Raw genomic sequence first — 18,811 nt, forward strand, 5'->3', positions numbered from 1 at the left:
GCATCAGGCGATATTGTCCGCGCCCGGCGCGCCGAACAGCTGCTGCTTGAGGTGATGCAGCTGGTCGCGCACCTGTGCGGCTTTTTCGAACTCCAGGTTCTTGGCGTGATCGAGCATGGCCTTCTCCAGGCGCTTGATCTCCTTGCTGATCTGCTTCTCGCTCATGGACTCGTACTTGGCCGTCTCCTGCGCCACTTGCAGCTCTTCGCGCGCTTCCTGCGGGCTGTAGACGCCGTCGATCATGTCGCGGATCACCTTGTGCACGCCGCGCGGCACGATGCCGTTGGCGGTGTTGAAGGCGATCTGCTTGGCGCGGCGGCGTTCCGTCTCGCCGATGGCGCGCTCCATCGAATCGGTCATGCGGTCCGCGTACAGCAGCGCCACGCCGTTCAGGTTACGCGCGGCGCGGCCGATGGTCTGGATCAGCGAGCGTTCGGAACGCAGGAAGCCTTCCTTGTCGGCGTCCAGGATCGCCACCAGCGACACCTCCGGCAAGTCCAGGCCTTCGCGCAGCAGGTTAATCCCCACCAGCACGTCGAAGGTGCCGAGGCGCAGGTCGCGCAGCAGCTCGACCCGTTCCACCGTCTCGATATCGCTGTGCAGGTAGCGCACCTTGATGCCATGGTCGCTCAGGTATTCGGTCAGCTGTTCGGACATGCGCTTGGTCAGCGTGGTCACCAGCACGCGCTCGTTCTTGGCGACGCGCAGCGTGATCTCGGACATCAGGTCGTCCACCTGCGAGCTGGCCGGACGCACGATGATCAGCGGGTCCACCAGGCCGGTCGGACGCACCACCTGCTCGACAATCTGGTCGGCGTGGGTGCGTTCGTATTCGGCCGGGGTGGCGGAGACGAACACCGTCTGCCGCATCTTCTGCTCGAACTCCTCGAACTTCAGCGGCCGGTTGTCCATCGCGGACGGCAGGCGGAAACCGTAGTCCACCAGGTTGGCCTTGCGCGAACGGTCGCCGTTGTACATGGCGCTCAGCTGGCCGATCAGCACGTGCGACTCGTCGAGGAACATCAGTGCGTCCTTCGGCAGGTAGTCGACCAGCGTCGGCGGCGGTTCGCCGGGCTGGGCGCCGCTCAGGTGGCGCGAGTAGTTCTCGATGCCCTTGGTGAAGCCGATCTCGGTCATCATCTCCAGGTCGAAGCGGGTGCGCTGTTCCAGGCGCTGTTCCTCGATCAGCTTGTTCTCCTTGCGGTAGAACTCCAGCCGCTCGCGCAGCTCCACCTTGATGGTCTCGATCGCGCGCAGCACGGTCGAACGCGGCGTGACGTAGTGCGAACCCGGATAGACGGTGAAGCGCGGGATCTTCTGCTTGACGCGGCCGGTCAGCGGATCGAACAGCTGGATCGATTCCAGCTCGTCGTCGAACAGGTCCAGGCGCACCGCCAGTTCCGCATTCTCCGCCGGGAAGATGTCGAGCGTGTCGCCGCGCACGCGGAAGGTGCCGCGGCCGAAGTCCACTTCATTGCGGGTGTACTGCATCTGGATCAGGCGGGCGATGATGTCGCGCTGCGAGACGCGGTCCTTGGCGCGCAGCGTCAAAATCATCTGGTGGTATTCGGTCGGATTACCGATACCGTAGATCGCCGACACGGTGGCGACGATGATGACGTCGCGCCGCTCCATCAGCGACTTGGTGCACGACAGGCGCATCTGCTCGATGTGCTCATTGATGGACGAATCCTTTTCGATGAACAGGTCGCGCTGCGGCACGTAGGCTTCCGGCTGGTAGTAGTCGTAGTAGGAGACGAAGTACTCGACCGCGTTCTCCGGGAAGAACTCGCGGAACTCCGAGTACAGCTGCGCGGCCAGCGTCTTGTTCGGCGCGAAGACGATGGCGGGGCGGCCCTTGCGGGCGATCACGTTGGCCATCGTGTAGGTCTTGCCGGAACCGGTCACGCCGAGCAGGGTCTGGAAGAACAGGCCGTCGTCGATGCCTTCGCACAGCTGGTCGATCGCGGTGGGCTGGTCGCCGGCCGGCGGGAAGGGTTGGTGCAGCTTGAACGGCGAGTCCGGGAAGGTAACTACCGTTGCGTTTGGAGTGTCTACTACTGGTAAATCAGCCATCTTGTCCGACCTTTGTTAAAATAATGGCCTGCCAGCGGCCTGAAGCAGTTTTTCATTGGGCGCTGTCTACCTTCAACCGCTGCGTACCGCTTCCAATCGAATCCAATCTTATCATGACGAATCCTAGCTTGTTCAGCGCCATCGACATGGCCCCACGCGACCCTATCCTGGGCATTACCGAAGCCTTCAACGCCGACCAGAATCCGGCCAAAATCAATCTGGGCGTGGGCGTCTATTATGACGACAACGGCAAAGTGCCGCTGCTGTCGTGCGTGCAGAAAGCGGAAGAAATCCTGATCGCTACGCCGGCCCCGCGCACCTACCTGCCGATCGAGGGCCTGGCTGCCTACGACAAGGCGGTGCAGGAGCTGGTGTTCGGCGCCGACAGCGCCGTCATCCAGGAGAAGCGCGCCGTGACCGTGCAGGCCATCGGCGGCACCGGCGCACTAAAGATCGGCGCCGACTTCCTGAAGCGCTTCGCGCCGGATTCGCAGGTCTACATCAGCGACCCGAGCTGGGAGAACCACCGCGCGCTGTTCGAAAGCGCCGGCTTCACCGTCAACAACTACGCTTACTACGATGCGGCCACCCACGGCGTGAACTTCGCCGGCATGCTGGCCGACCTGAAGGCCATGCCGCGCGGTTCCATCGTGCTGCTGCACGCCTGCTGCCACAACCCGACCGGCGCCGACCTGACCTCGGCCCAGTGGGATGAGGTGATCGCCGCCGTGACCAATGGCGGCCTGGTGCCGTTCCTGGACATGGCTTACCAGGGCTTCGGCGCCGGTATCGCCGAAGACGGCGCCGTGGTGCGCCGCTTCGCTGCCGCCGGCGGTCCGCTGCTGGTGTCGAACTCGTTCTCGAAGTCGTTCTCGCTGTACGGCGAGCGCGTGGGCGCGCTGAGCGTGGTCGCCGCCAGCGGCGAAGAGGCGAGCCGTCTGATGTCGCAGTTGAAGCGCGTGGTGCGCACCAACTATTCGAATCCTCCGGTCCACGGCGGCAAAGTGGTGGCCACCGTGCTGACCACGCCTGAGCTGCGCCAGATGTGGGAAGACGAGCTGGCCGGCATGCGCGTGCGCATCAAGGAGATGCGGGTGGCCTTCGTCGCCAAGCTGAAGGCCAAGGCTCCGGCCCACGATTTCGCCTTCGTGAGCGACCAGGTCGGCATGTTCTCGTACTCGGGCCTGAGCAAGGCGCAGGTCGAGCTGCTGCGCGCGCAGTCGATCTACGCGGTCGATACCGGCCGGATCTGCGTCGCCGCGCTCAATTCCCGCAACATCGACATCGTTATTGACGCGATCGCCAAAGTCCTTTAAAATCTTGCTTCTTCGGGTTGAGCGACTAAGCTTAACCTGAAAGTGCTAATCCCTGATAGCTCAGTTGGTAGAGCGACGGACTGTTAATCCGCAGGTCCCTGGTTCGAGTCCAGGTCGGGGAGCCAGAATTCAAAAACCGCATGTGTGCCGAAAGGCTGCATGCGGTTTTTTTTGTTTGCGCGTTCCAGGCGACCAATCTGGCTTTTATTTCTACGTAGTAATGTATATTGCTTTCGGTTAACTTTATGGCTATCATTTCGATAGTTGAAAATTCGGCCCAGCGCCGCTACCGGAAGGAACCCCATGTCAGCCCTGCACGCCGCCCCTGTCAATCGCCACTACCTGGAGAAGGTGATGTCGGTGGCTGAAGTCATGGAGGTGGAGGTGATCGTCGACATCCTCGACGTGCGCGGCTTGAAGTTGGTCGCCAAGGGCACCCAGGTTACCCGTGCCCTGCAGGAAAAGCTGATCCTGCATAAATTGCGGCAACCATTTGAAAGTTGCGTGCGGGCGAACGGCAGCGTCGATGCGCGCGCCATCGTCGCCATTGCAAGCCGTCTGATCGACACCAGTCCGTCGGTGGCCCATATCGTGCGCGCCACCAGCAAGGGCGGTGCCTCGGTGCTGGCGCAGCTGGGGCGGCTGGAATTCGGCAGCGCGCTGGAGATGATGTTGACCGTGGCCGATCGCAGCGGCGCCCATGCGCTCGAACACGCAGTGCTGGTCAGCCTGCTGTCCATCTGCATGGCGCAGAAGCAGGGCTTGAGCGAGCAGGACCAGATGGTGGCCGGGCTGTCGGGTATGCTGCACGATATCGGCGAGCTGTACATCGCCCCGGCCCACCTGGCGCGCGGCAGACGGCTGCTGCCGCATGAGTGGTCGCATGTGGTCGTGCATCCGCGCATCGGGCAGATGCTGATCGATGAGCTGGGCAGCTATCCGTTCTCCGTCGGCCGGGCAGTGGCCGAGCATCACGAACGTTTCGACGGCAGCGGCTACCCGCGCCAGATCTGCGGTGACCAGATCAGCGCGCCGGGCCAGGCGGTGGCGGTGGCGGAGATGATCGCCGGCCTGTTGTTGAAAGATCATCCGCTGGAGCGGGCCGAGCTGGCGCTGAAGATCATCCCTGGCGAGCACTCGCACCAGTTGCTGTCGGCCATCTCGGGCGCACTGCGGATGGCCGCCCCGGAAGTGGGCGCCGATCCGGTCCGGGCGCAGGGCGGGGAGGGCGTGGGGAGCTTGTTTGCCCGTATTGCGGCCATTCTCGACCTCGGCGAGGGATTGACGGCGGGGACGGCGGCGAAGTCGGCCAGTACGCTGCAGCTCTTGCGCAAGACGATGGAGCGGGTGCGCAATATCCGCCGCGCCTTCATCAGCACCGGCCTGGACGTGTATTTGCGGCCCGAGCCGGACCTGGGCGCCGGCGCGGACCACATGCTGCTGTTCGAGCGCGAGGTAGCCTGCCGGGAAATTCAATGGCGGCTGCGCGACATCGCGCGCGACCTGGCGTTGCAAACCACAACCCCGGACGAGCGGCTGGCCCTGGCGCCGCTGGTGCGCATGCTGGATGATGACTTGCCTGGTGGGCCGATTGGCGAAGCTGGCGTTGTCATGCCGCTAAGGCCAGTGTACCCTGGCGCAGGCATGGTGAGTGTGCGGCGCTACGGCACCTGAGGAAAATTTTTCCCCAAGGGGAAGCTAAATTGGCTATGAGCAGTTATAATGTCGCCTCTTTTCCCTGATAGCTCAGTTGGTAGAGCGACGGACTGTTAATCCGCAGGTCCCTGGTTCGAGTCCAGGTCGGGGAGCCAGAATTTTAGTGGTAAAGAATCAAGGGGTTACATGCTTAGGCGTGTAGCCCCTTTTTTTGTTTTTTGCCATACCGAGACTGGGGAGGGGGCGCTTGTCCTTTGGCTTGGACGGGGGAGGGAAAGCCCCCTAAAGATGCGCGGCGGCGGTGCAGGGCGGCGGCAGGCCTAAACGTACAGTTGAAAAGCTTGGATTACCACACTGAAGCTCATTGCAATATTTCCAATGGGTATGTATCCTTGAGTGATTGCTTATTAATAATCAATGGAGAATTTTAATGCTTGGTACCTCGCGCATTATCCCAGCTGTAGTTTTATGTCTGATCGGCTTGACTCTTCAAGGCTGCTCGCCGAAGGTGGACTGCAATGGCGACAAGGTTAAAGAAGATGTCTTGACGATTTTGAAAGAAAATCTTGATAAGGCGGTTTGGTATAAAGAGGGGGAGCTGGCGTTTTCAGAAAAGCGAGCCATTGGCGACGTAAAGACGATTTCCAAGAATGAAGAGTTGAAGACTGCTTCCTGCTCAGCACAATACAGTTTCACTTACAATAATACTGAGCGAAAAGTACCTGTCGATTACAACTTGTCTTTCTTGGAGGATAAAAAAGAAGTGCAGGTGTTGGCGGACGCAAATTCTGTGAAAGCGGGAGTCATGCAATTGGTTATGGCCCAAGCTCCAGTTAAGAATGGCACCCAGAAGATTTACGATCCAGGCACCGGTAAGCTTGTTCAGTCTATTGAATGGAAAGACAATCAGCGCAACGGCAATCAAAAAATGTGGTTACCCGATGGTGCGACACTGGTCGCTGACATTAACTGGATTAACGGCAAATCGAACGGTTGGGAAAAACACCCTGATAGTTCGGGAAAGATTGTTACCGACTTAACCTGGAAAGAAGGATTGGCGACTGGTTATCAGACTATCTTCCTGATCAATGGCAGCCCAATGTCTTATACCACTTTCAAAGACGGGAAAAAAAATGGAGTCCATAAGGTTTTTTCCACGATGAGCAGCTCCAGCGACTCTTATGTCAGCATTGAAGACAATTACAAGGCCGATGTGTTAGATGGTCTGCAAAAGACTTATTACGATGCGAAGTTGGAAAAGGAGATTGTCTATAAAGACGGCGTGGTGGTGTCAGAGACTGATAAAACGAATTCAAACTCGGCGGTAAATGCGTCTAGCGTGGATAAATGTGTAAATGTGAAGATTGATGCCTTCCACAAAGCTAACGGTAACGATGCTCCGATCAACAATGACGCTCTTCAGGAGTGGACGGCTGACTGCTCAAAATAAGCTCTTCGGGGCGGCGGAGTTTTGTGGCCTTGCCGAAGCCTGACTTTGGCAACCACAGCGCTCTGATTCGAGTCCAGCTTCGGATAAACCGATGGGAAATAGCGGTGTTTACTCCCGCTTGCCGAGTTTCTTGCATTTCTGCAGGGCTAGTTCGGGCCGAAAATGGCAATCCAGAGAAATGAAGAAGTCGCGCGTCACGCCATAATCGCTTTGGTAGCGCTCCAGGATGCGGTCGATCTCCCCGGTGGCGTACAGTTGCGCGATGCCGCGTTCAAACGTGTCCCGCTGCACCTCCGTGCGGAACCGCATCCAGTAGAATTTTCCCGGCCCCAGCACGTCGTGGTACGCCAGTTCTGCCTCGGCATTGCGCTTCTGGGGCAACTGCTGCCTGAGGTAATACCGGAACACATCGGGCTGCGAAATAATGACGTCCGTGCGGTCAAGGAAGAGGGTGCCGGAAGGCATGGTGACTGCCTCCCTGTATTGCGGATGATCCGCCGTCGCTGCGGCGTAGGCCGGCCCCAGCACCTTTTGAGCGTTGCGGAACGCGGTCACCCGATACTTTTTCAAGTCGTCCACGCTGGATAGCGTTGGAATCCGGCTGCGCAAGGTAATCGCCATGTTGTGGAAATACGTAACCGGCCACCGGCTCAGATAGCCATCTTGCGTTTGCCGGGGATCGGATGCCGTCGTAACGTCGAATACGCCTTGGCGAAATTGCTCTTCGAAACGCACATTGGGCAAATAGAGAAATTCGACGGTGACCTGCTGCGATGCGAACGCGGCGCGCAACACGTCGGCAAACAGGCCGGATGCGCGGTCCGAAAGCACGAAGGGCGCGATCACGCTTTGCAGGCCTATCTTGACGGTAGTAGGGCCGGGACTGGTTGGCGCCTGCTCGGCGACGGGGCTCGCGGCGGCAGTCGCGGCAAAAACTACGGCGGTTAACCACATCGGCGCCCCCATCAGTCCAGTTAGCTTTCTTCATTATAGCCAGAATAATTTCACAGATCTCCTGCAAATGGGCCTACCATTTGCAAATCAACACGCAATTTGTGTCCCTTGTGCCGACTGATCAAGGAGCTCGCCCTTATGTTCCAACAACGTGTCGTTTCAGATGATTTCCTGGGGAAGTGGCAGCAGACCACGAATGTGATGGCTGGCATCTTCGACGTGCCGGCCGGCCTGATCATGCGCGTCGGACAGGAGCAGATCGAGGTGCTGGTGTCCAGTCACACGCCGGGCAATCCCTATGAGGCGTACGAGAAAGCCAACCTCAACACCGGCCTGTACTGCGAAACGGTGATGGCGACACGCTCGCTGCTGCATGTGCCGCACGCGCTGGAGGACGAGCACTGGAAAGACAATCCCGATGTCGCGCTGAACATGATTTCCTACCTGGGCGTGCCGCTGCTGTGGCCTGACGACGAGGTATTCGGCACGATCTGCGTACTCGACAGCAAGAAGCGTTCATATCAACAGCGCTACGTCGATTTGCTGTGGGAGATCAAGAAGGCGATCGAGGCGGATTTCAAGGTCATGGAGCAGCAGCGGAAATTAATCTCAAGTAATGCCGATCTGCTCAGCGCCAATCAGGCGCTGTCGCTCAGCAACGGCGAGTTGAAGACTGCGCTGGACAAGATAGGCGCGATGCAGACCGAGTTGCTGCGCGCGGAAAAGATGTCGGCCCTGGGCAATCTGGTGGCCGGCGTCGCGCATGAACTCAATACGCCGATCGGCAACGGCCTGTTGGTCGCCAGCACGCTCAAGAGCAACGTCGGCACGATAGCCAGGGAGCTGGAGGCGGGCGTGACGCGCAAGCATATGGACGACTTCATCGGCGGCGTCGACCAGGGCGCCGACATCCTGCTGCACTGCCTGGGACGGGCGGCCGAGCTGGTGGACAGTTTCAAGCAGGTCGCGGTGGACCAGTCCAGCCGGCGCCGGCGTCAATTCGACCTGAAGAAGACATTCGGCGAGATCCTGGCGACTGTGGGAACGGTGATCCGCCAGAGTGGCCACCAGGTGCTGTGCGAAGTGGACGGCGAGATCACCATGGATAGTTACCCCGGCGCGCTTGAACAGGTGCTGCTCAATCTGATCAACAACGCCTTGGTGCATGCCTTCCCAGATGAGGTCCAAGGCCAGATCCGCATCGCGGCCTGCCGGCATGCCGACGATTTTGTGGAGATAAGCGTTGCCGACGACGGCATCGGCATCCCGCAAGCCAATCTGGCGCGCGTGTTCGAGCCATTCTTCACCACCCGGCTGGGGCAGGGCGGTAGCGGCTTGGGGCTGCACGTGGTCTACAACCAGGTGACGACCGCCCTGTGCGGCAGCGTGCGGGTGGTTAGCGAGCCGGGCCACGGCGCCTGCTTTACGCTGCGGGTGCCGCGTGTCGCGCCGCCAAGTCTGTCCGCGGAATAGGCCGGGATCGGCCAAGAGGTGATTCGTTGTTTTTGGGATGTTTCTAAAATGAAACAGTTGATGTTTCCTTGTTATCGTATACCATGACGTTAATTCTAGGAAATCCTAGTTGCCGTTGTGATACTAAATGGGGAAAATAACATGTTGAAAATTAAAAAACTTGCTGCAATCGCTGCGTTGGTCGCGCTGGCTCCACTGGCGCATGCATCATCGCCGGAGTTGATCGCCAATGGTGGCTTCGAGTCCGCCGCGAACGCGTTCAGCGGCAATTTCATCACGCTGGGCTCCGGCCTGGATGGCTGGGTCATCAACAGCGGCAGCGTCGATCTGATCAATAACTACTGGCAGCCTGCCAGCGGCAGCTATAGCCTGGACCTGAATGGCAGCGGCACCGGCACGATTTCCCAGTCGTTCGCCACCACGGTCGGCGCCACGTATAACGTCAGCTTCAGCATGGCCGGCAACCACGACGGCGGCGGCGACAAGACCATCACCGTTGGCGTGACTGATCCGCACAGCTTCTCGTTCGCACTGGCCGGCAGCTCGCACGCCGCCATGGGCTGGCAAACCGAGGGCTTCAGCTTCGTCGCCACCTCGACCCAGAGCACGCTGACCTTCGCCGGCAACGATGCCAACTCGTATTATGGCGCGGCGCTGGACAACGTCTCGGTCACCGCGGCTGTACCTGAGCCGGAAACCTATGCCATGCTGCTGGCCGGCCTGGGCCTGGTGGGCGCGATCGCGCGCCGCCGCCGCCCTGCATAAAAAAAATTCACGGCGGGGTCGCCAAATCCGATTTGAGCAGATATAATTCGGGCCTCAATTCCCTGATAGCTCAGTTGGTAGAGCGACGGACTGTTAATCCGCAGGTCCCTGGTTCGAGTCCAGGTCGGGGAGCCAGAATACAGAAGAGCCCGTGAGCAATCACGGGCTTTTTTCGTTTTATCCCGTTATTTCTCCTGCCGCAACGGCGGGAAGAGGAAATACTCGGGATGTTGCCGTATCATCTCCGCCGTCTGCGGCGACAGCAGCGGATTCGGCAGGTGAAACACCAAACGGTTCTTCATATGGTTGGCGATCAGCGTTTTGCTCCAGCGCTTGTCGAAGATCGCGTTGAAGCTGCCGTCCTCCATCATCAGGCGCAAGCCTTTTTCGATGCGCTCTGCCAGCGCCTTCTTCTTCGGCGTGACAAAGAAGAACACCGGCGCGGGGTAGGCGATCGCGATATTCCGTTCTATGGTCAGGTCGGGGTCCCGCTGCTTGGCCAGCTCCTCTTCGACCTCGTTCGCACCGAGCGAGATGCCGTCGAAACGCTTGGCCTTCAGCATGCGGAACAGGGTTTCGTACGAGGATGAGGTGACGACATGCAGCCCGGCCGCGGTTTTGATGGCCGTGTCCGGCCAATCCAGGCCCTGGCCGATGCTGATGGTCTTCAGGTCGTCCAAGGTCTTGATGCGGTCGAATTTGCCGAGCGTATCCTTGCGGATGATCAGCAGCCTGCTGCCGAGCAAGTCTTTCATCAGCGGAATGCGGACCGCGATCACGCCTTGTTCGCGCGCCGTCGACGTCATGCTCCAGTAGATATCCAGATCCTGGCCTGCCCGCAGCAGCGCGAACGCGCGGTCCTGGTTCATTCTGGTTTCCACCCAGCGCCATGTGTCTGGCTCGGGGCCACGCGTCCTGGCCAACGCTTCGGTGAGTAGTTCAAGGACATAACCCGCCCAAGGCTCACGCTGGCTGAACTTCGGGACGCTCAATTCTTCTGCGTCGACGCGCATGCACATCAGGCTCATCAGTATTGCAAGAATTATTCGCATTCTTATGCCTCCCTGCTCAGCCGATTATAGGTGCACTCAGCAGGCCTGTGGTGGTCACGGCATCCGCTCGGCGTTAATTTCCAGCGTTGGGCTTTTTGCATTTTGGCACGCAAATCTCACCGAAATGCGCGATTCCGGTGGACGGGAATCTTGCACCTCGGTATTCTGAATCTTATTTCTGGCCGGAAGGAAAAGCGATGGTCATCTCAGCCGAGGCGGTCGATCAGGTGCGACGGGTGCGTGAGCTGGAGCGCGAAGTGGCGCTGCTGCGCAGCACCCTGGCCTCCCTGCCGGCCGGCGGCAGGGACCAGGAATGGAAAGATGAGGTCGTCCGCTTGCTGAGCGAAGTGGTCTTGTTCCGTCTCTCGCTGGACCAGGAAACTGTGCTTTCATCTTTTAAAAATAACTAGAGGTAGATCATGAGCGAGGAAAACAAGGAAGTTGTGTACGGGACCGAAGACTTGTTGATGAGTCTGTGCAACTCGGTAACCCGTGTCTTGAACGTCGCCACCCAGAGCAAGGTCAATTATTCCGGCATGGTGCAGCGAATCACCAAGACCGGCCTCAAGCCCGATATCGGCTGTTTCGTGCTGTTTGACGGCGGCTTCACCGGCCTGGTGGTGCTGAACTTCGCGGCCGACACGGCCATGGAAATCTACGAGCGCTATATGCTGCACATGGGCATGCCGAAGTCCGAGCTGGCCAGTTCCCATACGTCGGACGAGGTGTCCAACATCATGGGCGAGCTGATGAACCAGATCGTCGGCGACTTCACCGGCAAGGTGCGGCGCGAGCTGCAAACCAATATCACGCAGAACCAGCCGAAAATGCTGGTGCTGACCAAGCAGGTGATGCTCAGCGTGGACACACCGTTGGATCGCCCTGAGATGCGGCGCGTCACGTTCTATACGGAAAAGAGTAATATCTTTTATCTGGAGCTGGCCATCGACCGTACCGAGTTCATCCGGTTGCACGACTTTGATTCCAGCGAGGTCACCGATACGGACGCGCTGATGGACCAGGAGCGCGGCAATCAGGGCGGCGGAGCAACGGCCCCGTCCGTGTCGGCGGAAGACGAAGCCAACGACGAGCTGTTGAGGTCGCTGGGCATGTAGGCGATCTGCGACTTGTGCTATTAAAGCCACCACGACCGCCCGGGATCAGACTATGATCAAAAGCAAGGGGCCGTAGTTGTCGGTGGGTGCGGCCCGGTGACTTACACTCACGGAGGCGCGACATGGACAAGCACACTCTTCTTGGCGGCCTGCGGCTCGGGCACAAGTTTCTGATCCTGAGCCTGATCGCGATGATCCTGGCCAGCATCCCCACCTGGCTGTACATGCGCGAAGCAGGCAAGGGGCTGGATGCTTACCTGGACGAGCGCGCCGGCATGCCGGCCGTGGTGGGCGGCTTGCGCATGGTGCAGCTGACCCAGCAGCATCGCGGCCTGGCGGCGCTGGTGCTCGGCGGCGTCACCTCGGACGACAAGCGCGCGGCCAAGCAGCAGGAGGCCGACAGCGCCTACGCCGCCACCGATGACCTGGTCAAAACCCTGCACGACGCCACGCTCGATGCCGCCTGGTCACAGGCGCGCAGCGACTGGCAGACCTTGCGCTCCCAAGTCTCTTCAAAAAGCCTGACGGTGCCGCAAAGCTACGCCGCGCATACCGCGCTGGTGCCCAAGCTGCTCAAGGTGAACGACCTGATCGGCGACTACTACGGCCTCAGCCTTGATCCCGACCGCGACACCTACCAGCTGATCCAGGCCATGTTCTACCAGCTGCCCTACTTGGCCGAGGAGCTGGGCAAGACCCGCGCCAAGGGCGCCGGCCTGCTGGCGAAGAAGGAAGCCAGCCCGGCGGACCGGCTGCTGATGTCGTCCATCGTCGCGCGCGTGTCGGACCGGCTGGACCAGACCCTGACCGCATTCGGCAAGGCCTCCCGCTACAACGCCGAGTTCGAGACCACGCTGGCGCCAGCCATGCGCGAGGCCGCCCAGGCAGCCACCAAGATCACCGACCTGGCCATCCATGAGATCGTGCAGCCGGAGACGCTGAGTTATTCGGCGGAGAATTACGTGGCGCTGTCGACCCAGGCCATCGACCTGCAGTTCGCGCTCAACGCCGTCGCCAGCAAGCAGCTGGACGCGCTGTTGGACGAGAAGATCCGCGCCTTCTACACCACCCGCTGGCTGATGCTGGGCGCCATGCTGGGGCTGGTGGCGCTGGCTGGCTACGTGGCGCTGCTGATTTCGCGTTCGGTGACGCGGCCATTGAGCAATGCCATCGCCGTCGCGCAAAGCGTTGCGCGCGGCAACCTGGTGAGCGACTTCGACGTCGGTGCGCCCAATGAAGTGGGGCTGGTGCTGCGCGCGCTCAAGGACATGAACGACAGCCTGCGCGATATCGTCGGCGACGTGCGGGGCAGCATCGACCATATCAGCGCCGCCACGCGCGACATCGCCAGCGGCAACGCCGATGTGTCGGCGCGGCTGGAGTCGCAGGCCTCCAACCTGGAGGAGACCGCATCGTCGATGGAGCAGCTGACCTCCACCGTCCGGCAAAACGCCGACAACGCACGCCAGGCCAACCAGCTGGTGATCAGCGCCTCCGACGTGGCCAGCCGGGGCGGCGCAGTGGTGTCGCAGGTGGTGCAGACCATGGGCGAGATCAACGAGAGTTCGCACAAGATCGTCGACATCATCAGCGTCATCGACGGCATCGCATTCCAGACCAACATCCTGGCGCTGAACGCCGCCGTGGAAGCGGCGCGCGCTGGCGAGCAGGGCCGCGGCTTCGCCGTGGTGGCTTCCGAGGTGCGCAACCTGGCGCAACGCTCGGCCGCCGCCGCCAAGGAAATCAAGGAGCTGATCGGCCGCAGCGTCGAGCGGGTCGAGGTCGGCAATCGGCTGGCCGACCAGGCCGGCGATGCGATGGGCGAGATCGTCACCAGCGTGCAGCGCATCACCGTCATCATGTCGGACATCGCGACCGCCTCGGCCGAGCAGGGCGTTGGCATCGAGCAGGTCAATCAGGCGGTCACGCAGATGGACGACATGACCCAGCAAAACGCCGCCCTGGTCGAGCAGACGGCGGCAGCCTCCGCCAGCCTGGAAGAGCAGGCCCAGGCGTTGGTGGTGGCGATGAGCCGCTTTGTCCTGGGGAACGAGAAACCCGCCGGCGGCGCTTCGGCGCCCCGGCCGCCGGCAAGGCCTGTTGTGCAACAACAACGTCTGGCGATCCGCCATGGCTGAACAACAAGCTTGATCGATCGGCCAGACAAACCGCCATGGCGGTTTGTCTGGCCTTTTATTATTCAGTCCTCCCTCCTGAGGCACCAAATTTCTAACAGTAAATTCCCATTTGATTATATTGCCCTTGCAATACCTGCTATCAATGAAAGAAAATACCGCCTTTCTGCAAGACGGTGCATTCTAGACATCGAAAAACGGCCTCACATCCGCTTGCGCCGCCACGGTCACGTTAGATGACCGGGTGGTATCAAAAAGAAAGAGAGAACAGGAGACACTGTTTTTAACTCTTTGCCTTACCTCAAATCGGGAAATTGAATGATCAAACTGTCGAAGATGCACAAGCGCCTGCTGGCGCTGAGCGCCGTTATGCCTATCGGTACCGCCATGGCGCAAACCGCCGCTGAACCGCAACTGGAAACCGTCACCGTCACCGCCCAGCGCCGTGCCGAAAACATCAAGGACGTGCCGGTCTCCGTCACGCTGTTGAAGGACGAGAAGCTGGACGTGCTGCTGTCCGGCGGCCAGGACATCCGTCTGCTGGCAGGCAAAGTGCCGTCGCTGAACGTGGAATCGTCGAACGGCCGTACCTTCCCGCGCTTCTACATCCGCGGCTACGGCAACACCGACTTCAGCACCTTCGCTTCGCAGCCGGTGTCGCTGGTGTATGACGACGTGGTGCAGGAAAACGGCATCCTGAAAGGTTTCCCGATCTTCGATGTGGCTGGCGTGGAAGTGTTGCGCGGCCCGCAGGGCACGCTGTTCGGCCGCAATACCCCGGCCGGCGTGGTCAAGTTTGAATCCGAAAAGCCGAACACCAAGAAGGTGGAAGGTTATTACAACCTGTCGTGGGCGACCCACAACACCATCAACGCCGAAGGCGCCGTCAACGTGCCGCTGACCAGCGAATGGGCGATGCGCGTTTCGACGCTGCGCCAGCACCGCGACAACTTCGTCGACAACACCTTCACCAAGCAGAACGATGTGCTGGAAGGCTACAACGAACACGCCGAACGCGTGCAGTTCCTGTACACCCCGAGCACCACCTTCAATGCCTTGTTCAATGTGCACTCGCGCACCACCGACGGCAGCGCCCGTCTGTTCCGCGCCAACCTGATCAAGAAGGGCACCAACGACTTCGCCGACGGTTACGACTTCACCAAGATCGCCACCAACGGCCAGAACATGCAGAGCCTGAGCACCAACGGCGCCAATGCCCGCCTGAGCTGGGACCTGGGCGCGGTCAAGCTGTTCTCGATCACCGGCTACGAAGCCGTGGACAACTACTACAGCCGCGGCGACATCGACGGCGGCAGCCCGGCCGGCCCTGGCTTCATTCCGTTCCAGGTGCAGACCGGTGGGGGCCTGAGCGGCCTGCATCAGTACACCCAGGAATTCCGCGTCGAGTCGAAGAACCCGGGTCCACTGAACTGGCAGAGCGGCGTCTACTACTTCAAGGAAAGCGCCAGCGGTTACAGCGACAACTTCGACAGCAACACCCAGCTGCAAACGTCGCACCTGGCCAGCCACCAGAACAACACCGCCGCGGCAGTGTTCGGCTCGCTGACCTATGACTTGTCGGACCAGCTGGTGCTGCGCGGCGGCCTGCGCTACACCCACGACAAGAAGGACTTCGCCACCACCTCGCGCGTCAACGTGACGCAGACCGGTCCTGATTCGGTCGACGAGAGCAAGAGCAAGGCCAACTGGGACATGAGCGCGACCTACAAGATCAACAAGGACGTCAACGCCTACGCCCGCGTAGCGACCGGCTTCCGCGCGCCGAGTATCGCCGCCGCTTCGGCATCGGTGCCGATCACCGTGGCCGATGCTGAAACCATCGTGTCGTACGAAGCCGGTATCAAGGCCGACCTGTTCAACCGCCGCGCCCGCGCATCGGTCAGCATCTACAACTACGATGTGAAGAACCAGCAGCTGACCGTGGTCGGCGGCACTTCCAACGTGACCAAGCTGATCAACGCAGCCAAGACCGTCGGTCGCGGCCTGGAAGCGGACTTCGAAGCCTTCGTGACGCCTGACTTCAAGGTCACCGCCGGCGGTTCGTACAACTTCACCAAGATCGAAGATCCATCGCTGTCGGTCGCCAAGTGCGGTTCGTGCACCGTGACCGATCCGCTGAACGCAGCCGGCCGCGTCATCATCGACGGCAACCCGCTGCCGCAAGCGCCCAAGGTCATCCTGAACGCCACCGCGCGCTACAACTGGGCGCTGGCCGACGGCAACCTGTTCGTGCTGACCGACTGGGCCTACCGCAGCAAGATCAACTTCTTCCTGTACGAAGCCAAGGAATTCACCGGCAAGTCGATGGTTGAAGGTGGCCTGCGCGTGGGTTACAACTGGCAGGGCGGCAAGTATGAAGTGGCGGCTTTCGCGCGCAACATCACCAACACCGAGCGTATCATCGGCGCGATCGACTTCAACAACCTGACCGGTTTCGTCAACGAACCGCGCCAGTTTGGCGTGCAGTTCAAGGGCAACTTCTGATTTTTTGGAAATTTGCCTGCTAGCCTAGACAGCTAGAAATTGGCCGTATATAATGCGGCCTCTTTTCCCTGATAGCTCAGTTGGTAGAGCGACGGACTGTTAATCCGCAGGTCCCTGGTTCGAGTCCAGGTCGGGGAGCCAAAATTATCGAAGGGCTACGCTTAGGCGTAGCCCTTTGTCATTTCTGAGTCACGGAATAGCGTAAAGTAGATGAGGGACTTCAAGCAGTATTCCGGTTATGCTGGATCGGCGCCAACAAGCAGCGCGCTTTTTCGGACTAGTTCAGGGAGTGGGAATGAAGGGTATCTCTTTGCTTGCCTTGGTGTTGTTGGGGGCCTGCGCCACGGTGGCCTGCGCGGCAGGTCCCGCCTTGGAACTGCACATTGTGCATCGCCCGCCGTATCTGGTGGTCGGGCCGAACGTGCAGGTCAGCGGCTTGTCGGTCGAGCCAGTTACGGCGGCGTTTGAAAAAGCCCATATCGCCGTCGTCTGGAGGGAAATGCCCGCCTTGCGCCAGCTGGCGCTCTTGCGTAAAAATAGCGGCAAGTTTTGTTCGGTCGGCTGGTACAAGACACCGGAGCGCGAAAAATTTGCCAAGTATTCCAATCCGGTGTCACAGGACGGCCCTTGGGTGGCCGTGGTCTCCTCCAGATTTCCACACGCTGCAGCGACCGTCGACGACATCCTGTCCGACGCCAACATGACGGTGCTGGTGAAAGAGGGCTTCGTCTACGGCAGCTACCTCGACAACAAGTTCAGCACCATGAAGGCGGCGCGCATGACCACGGCGGGCGAGATGCCGCAGCTGTTCAATATGATCGCCGCCGGGCGCGCCGACGTGATTTTCGCGCCGAAGGAAGAGGCGGAATATTATCTGGCGCATGGCGTCATGCATGCGGGGCAGATGCGCATCATCACCTTCAAGGAAATGCCCCAGGGTTATTACCGCCATCTGATGTGCTCCCTGCAAGTGGACGACAGCGATATCGCCAGGTTCAACGCGGCGCTCATTGTAAAATAGTCATCTCTTCCATGCTATATTTTGTGCCTTACCAATTTGATGGAATGGCGCAGATGATGAAGAGATTGCTTGCCGGGCTGGTGCTGGCGTTGCCGATGACAGCCGGATGGTGTGCGAAGCCTTTGCCGGTGCAAGTCCGCCTGACGCATGTGGCGCCCGATACCTGGCGTGCCGACTATCGGTTTTCGCAGCCAGTGACGTCGATGCAGTTCGAGCCGGTGGCCGACTTCCGCAAATCCGCGTGGAAGGTGTTGACGCCAGGCGTAACGCTGACCACCGGCGGCGAGCATGACACGCTGGCCGCCGCCGACGGCAAGCCGCTGCGACAGCTCAGCGTGGAAATCTCGACCTTCGATCAACTGATGGAGAAGCAATACGTCGCCATGGACCGCTTCTCCGATGGCGGCCGCCTGATCTACCTGGGCTTCCTGCAAGGCGAGGCCAGGCAGGGCAAGGTGGTGCGCAATATCGCGGCCAACTTCACGCTGGAAGGACTCGGCAAGGAAACCGTGCTGGTGCCCGCCACCCCGGCCGCGCCTTCCAACAGCGCCACGCCCTATGCCTACTTCGGCCCGCAGTCGCCGGTCACCGCCGGCGAGGCGCAGGTGCTGCTCGACCCCGGCCTGTCCGACTGGGCCAGGGAAACCTTGCTCGACACCACGGCCAGGATGTCCACCTACTACCGCGCGGCGTATCGGCAAAAATTGCGGCAACCCTTGTTGCTGCTGGTGGCCGTCAGCGATACCGCCTCGCCGGGCCTGTCGATCAAAGGCGGCGTGGTCGGCGCGCAGATCGTCTACCGTTTCGGCGGCACGGCCCTGATGACCGCCGAATCGCCCAAGAAGCGGGAGATGGTCGCCAAGGTCGTGGCACATGAAATGGCGCATCTGTGGCAGAACAATGCGCGCCGCGGCGGCATCAGCGCGCAGTCGCCGCCGTGGGTGCACGAGGGCGGCGCCGAGGCCATGGCGCTGGACGGCCTGCTGCGCAGCGGCATCTGGAGCGAAGAGCAGGGCCAGGCGTTCACTGCGGCCACCCTGGACGAGTGCGCGAAGCTGGAGCACAGCTTCGACAGCTATCGCGGCATCTACGCCTGCGGCTTCGAGCGCTACAGCCAGCTGAAGGTCGACATCGTGCCCCTGTGGCGCGACATGATCAGCGCCGCCGACATCAAGGGTGAATTCTATAGCGAGGCGATGATCAACTCGCTTGTCGCGCGCGCGGGCAAAGCCGCGCCTTGATGTGCGTCAAAGGAGGGGCTGGGGCGCTTCTTATCATGGTAGTCCAGACATT

The 18,811-nt window shown here is 60.4% G+C and carries 14 protein-coding genes and 4 tRNA genes; 15 read left to right on the forward strand and 3 right to left on the reverse strand.

All coding sequences use genetic code 11. The features are described from left to right. Nucleotides 1–3 precede the first annotated feature (3 nt). Nucleotides 4–2,076 carry an excinuclease ABC subunit UvrB gene (gene uvrB, locus D0T21_RS00550; protein ID WP_116987935.1) on the reverse strand — a complete coding sequence of 691 codons (2,073 nt, stop codon included), beginning with the start codon at nt 2,074–2,076 and terminating at the stop codon, nt 4–6. Nucleotides 2,077–2,189: 113 nt separating this feature from the next. Between uvrB and D0T21_RS00555 the strand changes: the two genes are divergently transcribed. From D0T21_RS00555 to D0T21_RS00575, 5 genes are all read left to right on the forward strand, one after another. Continuing rightward, on the forward strand, nt 2,190–3,392 hold the full coding sequence (locus D0T21_RS00555; RefSeq protein WP_199538376.1) for an amino acid aminotransferase: 1,203 nt from the start codon (nt 2,190–2,192) through the stop codon (nt 3,390–3,392). Between the two features lie 49 nt (nt 3,393–3,441). Next, nucleotides 3,442–3,517 (forward strand) — tRNA-Asn (locus tag D0T21_RS00560). A gap of 178 nt (nt 3,518–3,695) precedes the next feature. Further along, nucleotides 3,696–5,066: an HD-GYP domain-containing protein gene (locus tag D0T21_RS00565; RefSeq protein ID WP_116987936.1), complete on the forward strand. Its 1,371-nt coding sequence runs from the start codon at nt 3,696–3,698 to the stop codon at nt 5,064–5,066. 61 nt (nt 5,067–5,127) lie between these two features. Continuing rightward, nucleotides 5,128–5,203: transfer RNA gene (locus D0T21_RS00570), tRNA-Asn, on the forward strand. Nucleotides 5,204–5,478: 275 nt separating this feature from the next. Continuing rightward, nucleotides 5,479–6,498, forward strand: a complete 1,020-nt coding sequence (locus tag D0T21_RS00575) for a toxin-antitoxin system YwqK family antitoxin (RefSeq protein ID WP_116987937.1) — start codon at nt 5,479–5,481, stop codon at nt 6,496–6,498. Between the two features lie 108 nt (nt 6,499–6,606). Here D0T21_RS00575 and D0T21_RS00580 read toward each other — a convergent pair whose 3' ends face one another. Next, nucleotides 6,607–7,452 carry an ABC transporter substrate-binding protein gene (locus tag D0T21_RS00580; RefSeq protein ID WP_116989303.1) on the reverse strand — a complete coding sequence of 282 codons (846 nt, stop codon included), beginning with the start codon at nt 7,450–7,452 and terminating at the stop codon, nt 6,607–6,609. Between the two features lie 138 nt (nt 7,453–7,590). On the opposite strand from D0T21_RS00580, the gene D0T21_RS00585 reads away from it, so the two are divergent. The 3 genes from D0T21_RS00585 (at nt 7,591) to D0T21_RS00595 (ending at nt 9,825) form a co-directional block, all read left to right on the forward strand. Further along, the gene (locus tag D0T21_RS00585) at nt 7,591–8,925 is read left to right on the forward strand and encodes a GAF domain-containing sensor histidine kinase (protein WP_116987938.1); all 1,335 of its coding nucleotides are present in this window, start codon (nt 7,591–7,593) and stop codon (nt 8,923–8,925) included. A 141-nt stretch (nt 8,926–9,066) separates the two neighbouring features. Further along, nucleotides 9,067–9,690 (forward strand): choice-of-anchor C family PEP-CTERM protein, encoded by a 624-nt coding sequence (locus D0T21_RS00590; protein WP_116987939.1) that lies wholly within the window; start codon nt 9,067–9,069, stop codon nt 9,688–9,690. Nucleotides 9,691–9,749: 59 nt separating this feature from the next. Next, nucleotides 9,750–9,825: transfer RNA gene (locus D0T21_RS00595), tRNA-Asn, on the forward strand. Between the two features lie 50 nt (nt 9,826–9,875). Here the strand turns inward: D0T21_RS00595 and D0T21_RS00600 are convergent. Then, a complete protein-coding gene (locus tag D0T21_RS00600) occupies nt 9,876–10,559 on the reverse strand; it encodes a substrate-binding periplasmic protein (protein ID WP_373886643.1) in 684 nt (227 codons plus the stop codon). A gap of 380 nt (nt 10,560–10,939) precedes the next feature. Between D0T21_RS00600 and D0T21_RS00605 the strand changes: the two genes are divergently transcribed. The 7 genes from D0T21_RS00605 to D0T21_RS00635 all read left to right on the forward strand — a co-directional run bounded on the left by D0T21_RS00605 (nt 10,940) and on the right by D0T21_RS00635 (nt 18,759). After that, nucleotides 10,940–11,152 carry a hypothetical protein gene (locus tag D0T21_RS00605; protein WP_116987941.1) on the forward strand — a complete coding sequence of 71 codons (213 nt, stop codon included), beginning with the start codon at nt 10,940–10,942 and terminating at the stop codon, nt 11,150–11,152. A gap of 9 nt (nt 11,153–11,161) precedes the next feature. Beyond that, nucleotides 11,162–11,857, forward strand: coding sequence for a DUF3334 family protein (locus tag D0T21_RS00610; RefSeq protein WP_116987942.1), 696 nt, complete (start codon nt 11,162–11,164; stop codon nt 11,855–11,857). A 122-nt stretch (nt 11,858–11,979) separates the two neighbouring features. Further along, on the forward strand, nt 11,980–13,995 hold the full coding sequence (locus D0T21_RS00615) for a methyl-accepting chemotaxis protein (RefSeq protein ID WP_116987943.1): 2,016 nt from the start codon (nt 11,980–11,982) through the stop codon (nt 13,993–13,995). A gap of 315 nt (nt 13,996–14,310) precedes the next feature. After that, nucleotides 14,311–16,497 carry a TonB-dependent receptor gene (locus D0T21_RS00620; RefSeq protein WP_116987944.1) on the forward strand — a complete coding sequence of 729 codons (2,187 nt, stop codon included), beginning with the start codon at nt 14,311–14,313 and terminating at the stop codon, nt 16,495–16,497. 65 nt (nt 16,498–16,562) lie between these two features. Further along, nucleotides 16,563–16,638: transfer RNA gene (locus D0T21_RS00625), tRNA-Asn, on the forward strand. A gap of 154 nt (nt 16,639–16,792) precedes the next feature. After that, nucleotides 16,793–17,518, forward strand: a complete 726-nt coding sequence (locus D0T21_RS00630; RefSeq protein ID WP_158567943.1) for an ABC transporter substrate-binding protein — start codon at nt 16,793–16,795, stop codon at nt 17,516–17,518. A gap of 53 nt (nt 17,519–17,571) precedes the next feature. After that, the gene (locus tag D0T21_RS00635; RefSeq protein ID WP_229211278.1) at nt 17,572–18,759 is read left to right on the forward strand and encodes a basic secretory family protein; all 1,188 of its coding nucleotides are present in this window, start codon (nt 17,572–17,574) and stop codon (nt 18,757–18,759) included. Nucleotides 18,760–18,811: the final 52 nt, after the last annotated feature.

The organism is Duganella sp. BJB476, assembly GCF_003416895.1.
GTDB lineage: Bacteria > Pseudomonadota > Gammaproteobacteria > Burkholderiales > Burkholderiaceae_D > Rugamonas.